The 12,673-nt window shown below is 64.6% G+C and carries 14 protein-coding genes; 4 read left to right on the forward strand and 10 right to left on the reverse strand.

All coding sequences use genetic code 11. The features are described 5' to 3' along the window. Positions 1-2 precede the first annotated feature (2 nt). The 4 genes from AB0L65_RS44425 to AB0L65_RS44440 form a co-directional block, all read right to left on the reverse strand. Positions 3-707, reverse strand: coding sequence for a site-specific integrase (locus AB0L65_RS44425; RefSeq protein WP_364259057.1), 705 nt, complete (start codon positions 705-707; stop codon positions 3-5). After that, the gene (locus tag AB0L65_RS44430) at positions 644-1,759 is read right to left on the reverse strand and encodes an FtsK/SpoIIIE domain-containing protein (protein WP_364259060.1); all 1,116 of its coding nucleotides are present in this window, start codon (positions 1,757-1,759) and stop codon (positions 644-646) included. Before AB0L65_RS44430 ends, AB0L65_RS44425 begins: the two co-directional genes overlap by 64 nt. Positions 1,760-1,859: 100 nt before the next feature. After that, a complete protein-coding gene (locus tag AB0L65_RS44435; protein ID WP_364259063.1) occupies positions 1,860-2,162 on the reverse strand; it encodes a hypothetical protein in 303 nt (100 codons plus the stop codon). Between the two features lie 270 nt (positions 2,163-2,432). Beyond that, a complete protein-coding gene (locus AB0L65_RS44440; RefSeq protein ID WP_364259066.1) occupies positions 2,433-2,846 on the reverse strand; it encodes a plasmid replication, integration and excision activator in 414 nt (137 codons plus the stop codon). 171 nt (positions 2,847-3,017) lie between these two features. Here AB0L65_RS44440 and AB0L65_RS44445 point away from each other — a divergent pair, with 171 nt between their 5' ends. Beyond that, positions 3,018-3,779, forward strand: coding sequence for a hypothetical protein (locus AB0L65_RS44445; RefSeq protein WP_364259069.1), 762 nt, complete (start codon positions 3,018-3,020; stop codon positions 3,777-3,779). A 25-nt stretch (positions 3,780-3,804) separates the two neighbouring features. Here the strand turns inward: AB0L65_RS44445 and AB0L65_RS44450 are convergent, their stop codons facing one another. Continuing rightward, positions 3,805-4,545 carry a GntR family transcriptional regulator gene (locus AB0L65_RS44450; RefSeq protein ID WP_364259072.1) on the reverse strand — a complete coding sequence of 247 codons (741 nt, stop codon included), beginning with the start codon at positions 4,543-4,545 and terminating at the stop codon, positions 3,805-3,807. 747 nt (positions 4,546-5,292) lie between these two features. On the opposite strand from AB0L65_RS44450, the gene AB0L65_RS44455 reads away from it, so the two are divergent. Beyond that, complete coding sequence (locus AB0L65_RS44455) at positions 5,293-6,192, forward strand: DUF5919 domain-containing protein (RefSeq protein ID WP_364259075.1); 900 nt, start codon at positions 5,293-5,295, stop codon at positions 6,190-6,192. Further along, complete coding sequence (locus AB0L65_RS44460) at positions 6,189-7,013, forward strand: inositol monophosphatase (protein ID WP_364259078.1); 825 nt, start codon at positions 6,189-6,191, stop codon at positions 7,011-7,013. Before AB0L65_RS44455 ends, AB0L65_RS44460 begins: the two co-directional genes overlap by 4 nt. A gap of 740 nt (positions 7,014-7,753) precedes the next feature. Here the strand turns inward: AB0L65_RS44460 and AB0L65_RS44465 are convergent. The 5 genes from AB0L65_RS44465 to AB0L65_RS44485 all read right to left on the reverse strand — a co-directional run bounded on the left by AB0L65_RS44465 (position 7,754) and on the right by AB0L65_RS44485 (position 10,668). Beyond that, positions 7,754-8,389, reverse strand: coding sequence for a hypothetical protein (locus tag AB0L65_RS44465; protein ID WP_364259081.1), 636 nt, complete (start codon positions 8,387-8,389; stop codon positions 7,754-7,756). Between the two features lie 563 nt (positions 8,390-8,952). Beyond that, entirely contained in the window at positions 8,953-9,285 is a 333-nt protein-coding gene (locus AB0L65_RS44470) for a helix-turn-helix transcriptional regulator (RefSeq protein ID WP_364259084.1), read from the reverse strand. Beyond that, entirely contained in the window at positions 9,282-9,662 is a 381-nt protein-coding gene (locus AB0L65_RS44475) for a type II toxin-antitoxin system RelE/ParE family toxin (RefSeq protein WP_364259087.1), read from the reverse strand. Before AB0L65_RS44475 ends, AB0L65_RS44470 begins: the two co-directional genes overlap by 4 nt. A 369-nt stretch (positions 9,663-10,031) precedes the next feature. Beyond that, positions 10,032-10,340 (reverse strand): tyrosine-type recombinase/integrase, encoded by a 309-nt coding sequence (locus tag AB0L65_RS44480; RefSeq protein WP_364259090.1) that lies wholly within the window; start codon positions 10,338-10,340, stop codon positions 10,032-10,034. After that, complete coding sequence (locus tag AB0L65_RS44485; RefSeq protein ID WP_364259093.1) at positions 10,288-10,668, reverse strand: hypothetical protein; 381 nt, start codon at positions 10,666-10,668, stop codon at positions 10,288-10,290. Before AB0L65_RS44485 ends, AB0L65_RS44480 begins: the two co-directional genes overlap by 53 nt. A gap of 554 nt (positions 10,669-11,222) precedes the next feature. Between AB0L65_RS44485 and AB0L65_RS44490 the strand changes: the two genes are divergently transcribed. Continuing rightward, positions 11,223-12,497: a hypothetical protein gene (locus AB0L65_RS44490; RefSeq protein WP_364259096.1), complete on the forward strand. Its 1,275-nt coding sequence runs from the start codon at positions 11,223-11,225 to the stop codon at positions 12,495-12,497. The last annotated feature ends 176 nt before the right edge of the window (positions 12,498-12,673 follow it).

The raw sequence follows: 12,673 nt of genomic DNA on the forward strand, positions 1-12,673 counted from the left end.
ATCTACCTCACTGCGGTCAGAGCGGCCGGGCCGTCGTCCGTGTCATCCTCGGCCTTACCCTTTGTCTCATGCCCGAGTAGACGCTTGTCGATGGCGTCCGTGATCAGCTTGTCCGCTCCCCGGACGGCGTGCTGATAGATCATCGCGGCTCGGACGTTGTCGTGCCCCATGCACGCCATGAGGTCCTTGAGGCCCGCACCCGAGTCCGCCGCGATCATGTTTCCCGTGTGGCGGAGATCATGGAAGTGCAGGTCCGGAACGCCGATCGCCCGTACGGCCTCCATCCAGCCAGAGAGCTTGTTGAACCCGCTCCGGCGCATGGGGCCGCCTTTGATCCCGGTGAAGACCGGTGCTCCGGCGTCGGGCTTCACGTAGAGCCGCAGGCGCTCCTTCAGAGCCGGGATGATCGCTCGTGGGATGCCGACGATGCGCTTCCCGGCCTTGGACTTGGGCGGACCAAGAACCAGCTCTCCAGTGGAGCGTTCCACATAGGCCAGGCGCACGCGGACTGTACCCGCGTCGAGGTCGAGATCGGATCGGGTGAGTGCGGTGATCTCACCCCATCGCAGGCTCGCAAACGTGGCCAGGAGTATGAAGGCCCGGTAGCGCCGATCATGTGTGCAGTCGGCGTGCCCAGGGTCGATCAACCGCCACAGCGCCCGCTCGGCTTCTGCTCGCGTCGGGAAGACCTCCGGGTAGGTCCGCATCTCACCATGCCTTTGGAATCGGATTCGACGTGCTTCGCCTCTCTTGAGTCCTCGGATGCTGCCCACGGGTCGGCGCCCCACTTTGTCCGCCAGCTCGAAGATCTGCCCCACGGAGAGGACCGGTCGTTCTTCGGCGTGCTCGTCGCCCCGCGGATACGGCACGGGTTGCGGGAGATGATCCCGTCGTCCTCGGCCGCTGTCATGCCGTACGAGAGCTCCATCAGCTTGGGGTCGAGCGCCCAGACCTCTACCAGGCCCGCGTGCACCGCAGGAATGAGCCCACGAATCGCTGACCAGATGATCGAGCCCTTGCCCGCCCCGGTGGCACCGGCGACGAGGACATGAGTCCCATGTAGTCGGAGGAGCCACGGCGAGCCGTCCTCTTGCCTGCCGATTTCGACGGGCCCGACGGTCGGTGAATCTGGAACTGGAAGCGCTGCTATTGGCGTGACCAGCGGGTCGTGGCGTGGAAAGGTCAGCATGAGCTGTCCGGCCTTGACCGCCGAGACGCGCCACGTCTCCGACCCGAAGCCGTGGGACAGGTTCTCGATCCTGTCGGACCAGTCCTTGACCGCCTGGCCGTCGAGCATGCGGACGTAGAGCCGATCAGCCCAGGAGTCGGAGGTGACCTTGACCAGCCGCGGAACGTACTCCCGTCCGCGTATGTGCCGAGCCAGCCCGGCGACGGTCATGACCGGTTGCCAGTGCCGCCGATAGATCCAGAACCAGCGGGCGAAGGCGACCAGTCGCCAGCCGACCCATCGCGCGAACGTCGGCCTGTCGAGAATCGCCCAGGCGCCCATGGCCACAAGAGCCGAAACGACGACCAGCAGCACGACGTGCCAGCCGTACACAAGGCGGAGCCCAGCAGGAACGGCGATCGTCACCAGCGCGACGGGATGCCGCCAGGCCAGCCGGAAGAGGCCGGCTACGAACCGGACGGTGAAGATGACCAGAGTGATGATGGCCGGGGTCTGCACCACGGCCGGTTTGAAGACCACCGCCGTATCGGGCGTGGTGGAGACGATGCGGTGCGGCTCGTCGCCAGGCATCCTCTTGAACATTAGGGTGAAGTCCTTCCAAGCACGTCGTGTGTGTGCGGAAGACCGAGAGGCCGCCGGAAGTTGCCGCTTCCTGCAGCCCCGCTGAACATCAGGCCGCCTCGCTGTCGGTGGCCTTGTCTGACTGGCCGGAGTGCAGCCGCTCACAGTCGGCCAGATATTGAGCGGCGGCGTTGAAGATCTCGCGAGCAACGGTCAGGTCGTTGTCGGTCACCGACCCCGAGATCGAGACGGTCACCGAGGCGTCCGAGGTGTCCAGGTCGAAGCAGGGCTTGCCGCTCTCCCCGAGCCACGCGCGCGCCCGCAGCTCCGCCGAGCAGAAGGCGACACTGACGCGCGAGGGCCGATCGGGACGCATGGAGACGGTGACGTAGGTGTACGGGCTGAGCGTCATCGACCAGCCACCCCAGCCCGTTCGGGAGACCGTGGAACATGCGCTCCACCGCACCCGCGAACATGGCAGCCTCGCGTGCCAGGCTCCGAGCGAACTCGACATCGTCGAGGGTGACGTGATCGTTGGCCGACGTGGTGGCGAGCACCTGTGTGCCGCCGAAGACGAGCCCCAGGACCGGCGACCGCTGCGGATACGGATGGTTCCGAACATCAGCGCCCTGTCCGACCTTGAGAGCGATCGTGCTGACCGGACGGGCCTTCCGCAGCCCCATCACGCCGCGTCCTTGGCAGTGGCTGTCGCCTTACCGGCCGGAGGAGGAGCACGCATCTCGCGAACCTTGATCGAGTACGCCAGCCGCCCGGCCTGGTTGACGTACGGCGTTGCGGTCATGTGGTCGAACTCGACCGGCGTGAACGGCAGTCCGGCCATCGGAGCCGGGGGAACCGGCTGCACCGGGCTGAGGATCTTGACGAAGACGGTCTTCTGAGCCGCCTTGAGCGTCGGGTCGGCGTCCATGACGCTGACCTGCCAGACGAGCTCTCCACTCTGCTTGTCGCGAGTCTGGACGAAGCGCCCGTTGGTCGAGGCGTCGAAGTCCTTGACGGGCTCGACCTCGCCGACGATGTAGCAGCCGTGCGGGAAGACCATGTCGAACGTGACGGGGATGGGACCTTGCAGTGCCATGAGACTTGCTCCTAGCTAGTCGTCTTGTCGCTAACTCGTCTTGTCGAGTTGTCATGGCATACCCAGCTTTTCGATGCTCGACAACACAAGTTCGCAAGTTTTCTTCGAACCGCTTTCCCTGGGCGTGGGCGAATCGGCAGAATTCTGGACAACTTTGCGACTGGAGGCTCTATGAAGCGGTTCGTCATTACGGTGATGGCGGTGGCGTTAGCAGTGACCGCGCTCCCTGCGAGCGCCGAGGCTGCCGATCCCGTGTCCGCGTTGAAAGCTCAGCTGTCCAAGAACCGAGGCGTCACGGTCGTTGAGAGAGGTACCAAGCCCGCTGAGAAGGTTGTAGGCATCCGGACGAAAGTCCTGGTGGAGCTCGATCGGTCGGGTCGGCCGGTTGCCTCAGACCGCACCATCATGACCCTCGGCCCCGCGGACATAGCCCAGCACGCAAGGGACATCGTCGTCGCCGGCCGAATGTACTACCGGGGCCGCATATTTAACGAGGGAAGCCCGGTGCTTCCCGAAGGCAAGCAGTGGGTTTTGAGGGCTGGCAAGGCCAGGCCGGCGGTCGGCTTCCTGCAGGTCGTGAATGTACTGGAGCCTGCCACCTTGGGTACGTTGCTCAAGTCGACTACCAGGGTTCGCCGCAGCAAAGGCGAGACTCTGTACTCTGGAGCGGTTTCGCTCGGCGAGATATACAAAGTCTCCTCATCGCTTCGCGCGGATTATCCAGAAGGCTTCGACTACAAGATGGTCGTACTCAACTGGCGGCTCTCCACCGATTCCAAGGGACTGGTCCGCCGATTGGTGACCTCTGAGAAAAACATTGATTCAACCGACCTCATCTTCGACACTCGCTTCTCCGGCTGGCGTCCAGAGGTAACCATCCAAGCTCCCCCAGCCGACGAAGTCGCTAAACAGAGCGAAGTCGGGCACGCGTAGATCTGGTTGTGCGCAGCGACTTCGCCTACAGCGAGTAGGAATCCTCCAACTCATGGAGATCGCCTGGTAGGACAAGGTCCACCACCAGCACTGGCCGCCCACCACCGTTGAAGATGCTCGCCAGTACCCCGAGGACCGCCGAGGACTTAGGAAGCTTCAATGCCTTGGACTCGTCGGCCGAGGGGTGACGAGCGCTCAGCCTTTCAACGACGTGCTGCAGCTTGAGTCCCTTGCTCGTCTGGAGATGTTGCCTGATGCCGGCAGTGAGCGGCTGCGCCTCGCCGAGCTGCGTTCCTTCGGCCTGATGCACTGGACACCACACAGTGAACAGGTCCGTCGGTCGCTCATCATCCCGGAAGAGAACACGACGCCGTACCACTGTGGACCCCTCCAGAACGTCCAGCAGCTTCGCGATCCCAGCAGTAGCCGCCAGTGATCCAGCGTCGATGACCGTGCAGTTCTCGTCGGCTTCCACGCGATCCAGGACGGCTCGCCCCGGACGGGGATTCTGGTTGGACGCGCCCGGCGGGGCAGCCTTCACGAAGGATCCCTTGCCGTGCTCTCGTTCGATGACCCCGCGGAGCTGAAGAACTTGGAGGGCCCGGACGACTGTCGGGCGGCTCACCTTGAACTCGCGGACAAGCTGCGTCTCGGAGGGCAGCAGAGAGCCGGGCGGATAGGTCCCATCCGCGATCTTCTGCCTGATCGTCTGAACGATCTGGGCGTACTTCGGTGGTGCGAACTCTTCAGACAACATGACGACCATCCAACAACTCGACTTGTCGTAAAGCCTAGTTCGAGATGAACGGTCTGCCTCCTCCTCGCGCACAGGAACCGTACGGACTGGTGAGGGACTGTCTGACTGCGCGACAGCAGTCCCCCACCAACCCAAGGCACGACGAGATGGGCACCCCTCCGCACCCCTCGCCGCGCCCGCTTATCGGGCCCGACCTTCGAGGAGGGCTATCCAGACGCCTTGCGCCTCCTTGCGCAGCCATCGGTACGTCTCATGGACCTGTGTTGCCCCGGCCCTTCGCCGAGTCCGGCGGATGAAGGAGTGGCCCGCCGCATGGCACAGTTCGTAGACCGTGTCCTTGCAGTCACAGGTGTAGGCGGTCACCCGGACCAGGTCCTCCGCCTTGTGGGGCTCTTGCCAGACCAAGCGCATGTGATCCGGTTCCGGCGGAGCGACATGGAAGCTGAAGCAGTCGGTGTCCATCCTCACGACAGCGCACCCGCCTTTCCGGTCCCGTTGCACCGCCAGCAGTCGTCCTGTTGCCTGTCGTCCGAGGCGGCTCCACCGGGGTTCTCAGCCGCCACAACAGTCCGGCGAAGGCTGACGTATTTCCAGCCCCGCCCAGAGCAAGAGTCACATCGCGCAGTCATGCAACGAGGATTGCCCGAGGGACTGTCACGTCTCGATCGCCCGCGAGTACCGTCTGTGATCGACTCGTCTCCGTTCGTCTCCTCTTTGTCTCGTCCGAGCCCGTCTCTGTCGCTAACCTGGGCCTGTATGGCACCCCAGCCCGAGGCGCGGATCATGACTGACCAGCCGATCCTGTTGAAGACACTTCTGACGCAACGCCACTGGCAGACCTACAGCACGTTCTGTAAGGAGTACGACAAAGCCGCCAAGAAGGTGGACCCGTCGTTGCAGGGTGGTTGGCCGAGCCGTGCGCAACTCCATCGATGGCTGACAGGCGAACTCAAGGGCTTGCCCTACTCCGGCCACTGCCGCGTCTTGGAAGCGATGTTCCCGGGCAAGTCGGCACAGGAACTGTTCTCCACGAACGCTGTCGAAGTCCCCACGCCGAGGGCAGAGCCAGAGCCAGCCCGAAGCGCCGGCCCCGAGGTCGCAGCCTGCGTGATGCCGCAGATGGCCGACGTAACCGCGGTCTTCAGCAGCCGCTCTGCCTTCTCATCCGCGTATCCCCCATCGACGATGTTCGACAGCGCGAAGGAGATCAACGCGGCGGGCCTGTCGCTCAACATCATCTGCCAGAGCTATCCCGACCATCAACTCAGGCGTCTGCTGGACTCCGGCACCCGCATCCGCTGCCTCTTCCTCGACCCCAAGGGCCAGGCGATCCGCGCCCGCGAAGCAGAAGAGCGCTATACCGACAACACTCTGACGACCCTCACAGCCCTCAACATCACCATGCTGACCAGGCTGCGCGATCGACTCGACACCGCCTCGGCCCAGCGCCTCGAACTCCACGTCTACGACGAGACGATCCGCTTCAACCTGCTGATCGTTGACCGGGCCCTCTGCGTGGTCCAGCCGTACCTACCGCAGTCCCGCGGAGTCGACTCGCCAACCTTCGTGATCAAAGACAACACCGCCGCGGAGGGGTTGTTCCCCGTCTTCGACCAGGTGTTCAGGGATATGTGGGAGCGGAGCAAACCTGTATGACCATCGAGGCCCGAGCGCTTCTCCCCATCGCCGAACGCGCCGTATCGATCGCCAGCGAGATCATCAGGACCAAGGCCCCAGGCGTCGTCACCGCCAAGGGCGACCGCGACATGGCGACCGAGGTGGACTACGCCGTCGAGCACGCCGTACGGGAATTCCTGTCTCGGGAGACACCCGAGATCGGATTCCTCGGCGAGGAAGAAGGCGTCAGTCGGACGGGCGATGGCCTGATGTGGGCGCTGGACCCCGTGGACGGAACGGCGAACTTCCTGCATGGCATCCCGTTGTGTGGCGTGTCCTTGGGCTTGGTCGACAAGGACATGCCCACGCTCGGAGTGATCGATTTGCCGTTCCTCAACCTCCGCTACTCAGCGGCCGAAGCGGCTGGCGCACAAGCCAACGGATCTCACATTCAAGTGAGCGACGCCCGCGACCTGGAAACCGCCATCGTCGCCATTGGCGACTACGCAGTGGGCAAGAACGCCCAGGAGCAGAACAAACCACGATTCGCTCTGACCCAAGAGCTAGCCGCGCGCGTCCAGCGCATACGGATGTTCGGCTCAGCCGCGATCGATCTCGCGTGGGTGGCAGACGGCAAGATTGACGCCAACATCATGCTCAGCAACAACCCATGGGACACCGCCGCAGGCGTCGTCATCGCCCGCGAAGCCGGGGCCACAGTGGTCGATCTCGACGGCAGCCCGCACAGCATGACCGCCCGCGCGACCATCTCCGCAAGCCCCAAGCTCATAGCCGACCTCGTGGAGCTCATCGCCGAGGCTCGCGAGGCCACAAGGCATAGCCAGCACACTGCCGAATAGCTCTTGTAGGTATCAAGGGCGGCGCTTCGCGCCGCCTCGCGGCCCTGCGCCCGCTCGGCGGCCGGGCATGCGGCCTGGGGGCCGGTCCCGGCCGCCAGCAGCTCGGGCCGCTGTCATATCGCGGCCCCACCTTGCCGACGAAACCACCCGACTACAGCTCGTCGGGCGCTTCCGTATTCCGTCGAGCCTCGCGCTCCGCCCATTCACGACGCTGAGCCTCGCGCTCCGCCGTTACACGTTCGTGCAGACTCGGCACCCGTCGCCGCTCATGCCTGATCGCCAGCCGGACCGCCCAGTAAATGAGGAAGAAGAGCACCACTGCTGGAACGACCCAGATCACCAACAGAATCAGGGCCTCAGCTGGTCCAACCGCCGACATCTGATCCTCCAAATGGGGGGAGGACAAGTGTGCCCGAACTGTCATTCAACGTCTACCAACCGCTCTGGCCCGTATACCTGCTGAGCTGGGCACGGGCGAGAGGTTTTCGATGCCTCCGGCGGGGGCCTCGGCTCCGGGATGACGGCCGCGCGGGCCTGAGGTTCGTGGATCGCTGAGGTGGGAGCTGATCATCCCGTCCGCCATCGCCCCGGGACAAGCCGAGCAGACCAGGGCCACGGGGACAAGGTCGTTCCTCCAGTTGGGGGCTCCACCTTGTCCGCGTGGCCCTGGCCCGCTTCCCCTTCGGGCGGGCCCGACGGCAGACGGGATGATCAGGCGGGCGGGTGCGCTGACCGCCGGGTTATGAGCACTGGCTGATTGCCTCCACGGGTCGGTCAGGGCATTTCAAGCAGGTAAAGATGTACATCGATCCCGCGTCACCGATCATGATGTTCGCGGGTTCCAGTAGTTCGGGGACCTGATAGGGACCCAACCGGTGCTTTTCTTCCAGCGGTGTCCATGTCTTACAGGACTCGCCGTCATGCTCCCAGCTCGCGATGGTGAGCAGATGCGACATCTCGTGTCCGCGGTCACACTCCATCGCGATTGGGTCCTGAATCCAGTCAACCCACCCGCCGATCTTGGTACCCGGGGCCGTGGACAGGTGAAAGTGGTAGCTCCAATTCTCGGGATTCTGCGAAGACTTACTCCATTGCGCGATCTGCTTGTCCAGCCCCGCTGGCAACACCCACACGGACGGATACTCCCGCACGCGTTCGGGGGACAATACACACGGCACGGGCAGGTACTCCTCCTCAGTCTCCACCGGTTCGGGAACCTCAGTGAGGACGTTCGTGACGAGCCGCGAGTCCCGCCAGACCGAGTGGAGCAAGGGCACATGATCGGGCTTGTGGGTCACCGGGCACCACAACACCTGGCACAGGTCCGCTGTGGAGGGGAACGGCAGCTCTGGGACATCGCAGGCGTAGATCTGCAAGACGGGCACCATCGCCACCCGTCCCCAAAGCCCTGACGGGTCCGCGTGCTCCGCCGCCTCACAGTACGGCCATGCCTCATCGGTGGGCCACAGCAGAGGCCCGCCCATAGAACTATCCGTGACGGCCGGAGCTCCACGTCGCGGGTGCAGCCGGACCGTGGTCCTGCCCTGGCCGGCCAGCTCCGGGAAGAGCGCCGCCACGTCAACTGGTGGAGGTGGGGTCGTCAGTTGCACGCCTTCTCACTCCGATCATCAGGAACTCCGTGGACCGCATACCGTAGAGCAGTGCTCCGACAGAACGGAATGTGTGCCCTTCGGGGCCGATCGCTGGGCCGATCGCTGGGCCATTAGCGGGCCATTAGGAGGGGTGACGAGGGGTCAATCACGGTCACTCAGGACCGGCTTTCTACGCAGCTCAGCGCCCGATCAGGCCGTGATAGATGCAGTTCCCAAGCTGACAGAACGGGTTCGATTCCCGTCACCCGCTCCACAACGAAGGCCCAGGGCAGGGCTGACATAGTCGAAGCTCTGAACCACTTTGGCCGCGGATCGGCGTGCCTTTCTCAGGCGACTTTCCAGGTTCGGTCGCCGAGCGTAGCAACGAGATCCAAGTGACCCCCGAGTGCAGCGATGTACTCTCGTACGACGTCGATGCCGGACACCTCGCCATGCTCGATCTTGGAGATGCGAGCTTGGCTGACTCCCAAGGTGTGGGCGAGTTCAGCCTGGGTGACACCGGCGGCCTGGCGGATCTCGGCGAGCTGGAATCCGCGGACGTACGCTTCGCGGCGTTCACGCGCGACGGCTTCCCCGGCAGCGCGTTCCGTCTCGTTTCGCGGGTCGAGCGCTGCCGCCTTGGCCTTGACATCCGACCACTTGCTGTACCGAGTGCTCATCGCTCCTCCTGCTCCTCTTGGTTGAGCGTGATCAGGTGCTGGGCAAATCGTTCATCAGCCAGCGGTATCGCTTCCCGATACCAGCGGTTCCAGTTGCCGGCTTTGTCGCCAGCTACCAGAAAGATCGCTTCCCTTGCCGGATCGAAGCAGAACAACATCCGGATCTCACTCGTCCCCGATGAGGGCGGACGTAGTTCCTTCATGTTGTGATACTGGCTGCCCTGTACCCGGTCGACCAGAGGCCGGCGCGCTGTCGGGCCTTCCTCCGCGAGCTGATCGATCGCGTCCTTGATTAGGTCTGCAGTCTCCGGATCGGTTGCGCATATGGTCAGATACCACGCCTCAACCTCCGGATGAAGACTGACCTCCCAGCTCATGCAGCTATTATAACCACCTAGTCATATTCTCCATATCCGCATCCCCGCTTCCCCCTCGGGCGGGTCGACGGTGGACGGGATGATCAAGCGGCCGACGTGCGCGCGTCGCGGGGGAAACACCAGGTCGCGGGCTGATCGCCGTGCCATTAGCGTGCCATTAAGGGCGGTAACGAGGGGTCAACCACGGTCACTCATGACCGGCCTCAGCCGCAGGTCAGCGCCCCTACAAGCCGAGATCCCTGCAATTCCCAAGCTGACAGCGCGGGTTCGATTCCCGTCACCCGCTCCACTTACGAAAAGCCAGGCCAGGGATGGATTCCCCGCCTGGCTTTGATCGTTTCTAGTGTTGTTTTCGATCTTCCGTGCCCGTTACGTGCCCGTTACGTTTGGATCTTGCTCGTCGGGCTTGGGCTCTTCCGGCTTCAGCGCTTCCTCGGCGAGCTTGCCGAGAGCGTCTGCGATGGCCCTGTCACGCTCCATCGCGGTGTGCTGGTAGATCAGCGCGGCTCGCGTGGACGAGTGGCCCATACGGGTCATGAGGTCCCGGAGGGTCGCGCCGGACTGGGCCGCGAGGGTGTTTCCGGTGTGGCGGAGATCATGGAAGTGAAATCCGCCGAGCTTCGCCTTATTGAGCGCCGCCGCCCAGACACGGGTGAAGTTCGCGCCGGAGCTTGGCACCCTTGGGGCCGACGAAGACGTGCCCATGCTCACCCTGCTCCGCGTACGTCTCCATGTGCGCGCGAAGGTCCGGGAGCAGTGTCGCCGGGATGCTGACGATGCGCTTGCCCGCCTCCGACTTGGGCGGCCCGATGGCCACCGAGCCGTCCTCGAGTTCGGTCGTGGTCCCGACGACACGGATCGTGCCTGCCTCCAGGTCCACGTTCCTCCGCTGGAGCGCCGCCAGTTCGCCCCACCGCAGGCTCCCGAAGGTAGCGAGCAGGATCAGCATCCGAAACCGCGGATCAATGGCATCGGCCAGGACGAAGACCTGCTTCATGGTCAGCACCGGCCGCTCCGGCTCCCCTTCGGGCGGGTCGACGGCAGACGGAATGATCGGGCGCGTGGGGTGCGCGCGTCGCGCGAACAAGACCAGGTCGCGGGAAACGGTGGCGCGTCGTGGCGCACCTCCCAGGCGGTTCAACACGTACGTCCTCGGCGGACGGGGGTGAGGTGCGAAAACCGCCGCTATTCGTTCTTCCTCCGCAAAGCCTGGCCTGAAAGCTTCACCAAAGCCGGAAGTGTTACGGCTGGTCGCGATTGGAGAGCTACGCTCCCCCTTTGCCGGGCTCCTATACGAAGGCCGGTGGACCGCGCTAGTAGCGATCAGCGAACGGAGGCATCGTGGCGCAGCCGCCCTACCACACCGGGCCCGGTGCGTGGCAGCCGCAGAGCCAACCGCGCCATGCCAGAAGCGGGCCGCAGGGCGTATCCCAGCCGCAACCGCCCTACCCGTTTGGTCCGCCGTATGCGCCTGGAGGGCCACCGCCCCCGCGGCGGCGCAGGAATTCGGGGTGTACGGCGGCGCTGTTGGGCGTCTCAGGGCTGCTGATAGCCGCCTTGGTGATCGCCGTCGGCTTCGTGGCGGTGTCCAAGCTGCGAGGCGATGTCCGTCCGATCGCGAGGGGAGACCGCACCGCGTCGCCGGAGCCCGGGCGGCACATCGCCGAGGGCGGCGCCAAGCTGAAGACGGTCGAGCGTGACGGCTACGACGAGCTGAAAGGGGAGGAGGCTGAGGGGATCTCCGATCCTGGGCCGCTGGTGGCGAAACCCGGCCGCTCGCCGCGCCGGTACGCCGGCTCACCGGTCATCTCAGCCTGCACTCTGCTGACGTTCGCCGATCTGAACAAGCTCGGGCTGCTTCTGCACCCCAATCCTCTGATCGGATCGTACCGGCGCTCCTACTTCGACGGGCAGGGCAATGGTCCGATCGAGAAGGGCGGGCTGTTCGTCCCGACCGACGCGCCGAACAGCTGCAAGTACGTGCTGTGGCCGAAGTCCCCGGTGGAGATCGCGGTTTTTCAGGAGAGCTACACCAGTTCCCGCGCCATGGACTACTCCTTCGATCGCTACAGCACGAGGCCGGCGATCGGCGACGTGACGGTGCGGGAGCGCAAGCGCAGCTCGAGCCGAGTGAACGAGACCATCGACTACCTGCACTACGTTCTACGGCTGAAGAACACGGTCGTGCAAGTGGAGTTGTCGCTACAGCGCGGACCCCAGCAGGAGAAGCTCAGGCGGGCGCTGCTGGAGACGATCGCCGGCAACCTGGTGGAGCGCTCGGCGGATCCGGCGGGAATCCCTTCTATCGCCTATGACAGCCCTCTGATCACCGCGAAGCCGGCGCCCGCGTGCGCCCTCATCGATGCCAAGGACTTCCGGACGCTGTTCCACCGGCCGCCCGCGCCGTTCGTCGGGGAGGAGTTCGGCAGCGCGGCCGGCAGGACGAACTTCAGCATCGGCACGAGCATCCCCGACCAGAACGAGTACGCCTACGTCTACACACGGTGCGAGCGGAGCACGGGGCACAACTACCTCACCGACCGATACAAACTGCAGGTAGAGGTCATCAGCTACATGGCCGATGCCGCGGCCGCGCACTCTATCGACTTCACCAGGCCGCTCGACGGCGGCCAGCCGCTGACCCGTCCTGCGGGCGAGGAGTCGTACTGCGTGACCCGGCCCTATGCCCGATCGGCCGGCGCGCTGGTGTTCCGGAAGGGGCGATTTCTGGTGACACTGTGGATGACTCAGCCCGATGATGTTCAGCGCTTTGATCCGCGCGAGCGCTGCGGGCGCATCGCCTCCGTGGCTCAGCGGGTGGCCGGGAGATTGTAAGGCCCCTGCCCTGGAAGGTACGCCGACCGCATGCGGCGGCTCGTCGCAACCGCCGAGGCGGACGTTTCCGAGTTCGACGACTGACTCGCCTGTTGCTGAACGGCGAACGCCAAGCCCGCCAGCCGTACGGGCGCGCTCGATCCGACGTGCGACTTTTACGCACGCAGTGGGCCGAG

The sequence above is a fragment of the Nonomuraea sp. NPDC052116 genome (assembly GCF_040680035.1).
Classification (GTDB): Bacteria; Actinomycetota; Actinomycetes; order Streptosporangiales; family Streptosporangiaceae; genus Nonomuraea; species Nonomuraea angiospora_A.

Bases quoted from the DNA above. Each gene is read 5' to 3' on its own strand.
- AB0L65_RS44425 (WP_364259057.1), bottom strand. From the start codon at position 707: ATGCGGACCTACCCGGAGGTCTTCCCGACGCGAGCAGAAGCCGAGCGG.
- AB0L65_RS44430 (WP_364259060.1), bottom strand. From the start codon at position 1,759: ATGCCTGGCGACGAGCCGCACCGCATCGTCTCCACCACGCCCGATACG.
- AB0L65_RS44435 (WP_364259063.1), bottom strand. From the start codon at position 2,162: ATGACGCTCAGCCCGTACACCTACGTCACCGTCTCCATGCGTCCCGAT.
- AB0L65_RS44440 (WP_364259066.1), bottom strand. From the start codon at position 2,846: ATGGCACTGCAAGGTCCCATCCCCGTCACGTTCGACATGGTCTTCCCG.
- AB0L65_RS44445 (WP_364259069.1), top strand. From the start codon at position 3,018: ATGAAGCGGTTCGTCATTACGGTGATGGCGGTGGCGTTAGCAGTGACC.
- AB0L65_RS44450 (WP_364259072.1), bottom strand. From the start codon at position 4,545: ATGGTCGTCATGTTGTCTGAAGAGTTCGCACCACCGAAGTACGCCCAG.
- AB0L65_RS44455 (WP_364259075.1), top strand. From the start codon at position 5,293: ATGGCACCCCAGCCCGAGGCGCGGATCATGACTGACCAGCCGATCCTG.
- AB0L65_RS44460 (WP_364259078.1), top strand. From the start codon at position 6,189: ATGACCATCGAGGCCCGAGCGCTTCTCCCCATCGCCGAACGCGCCGTA.
- AB0L65_RS44470 (WP_364259084.1), bottom strand. From the start codon at position 9,285: ATGAGCACTCGGTACAGCAAGTGGTCGGATGTCAAGGCCAAGGCGGCA.
- AB0L65_RS44475 (WP_364259087.1), bottom strand. From the start codon at position 9,662: ATGAGCTGGGAGGTCAGTCTTCATCCGGAGGTTGAGGCGTGGTATCTG.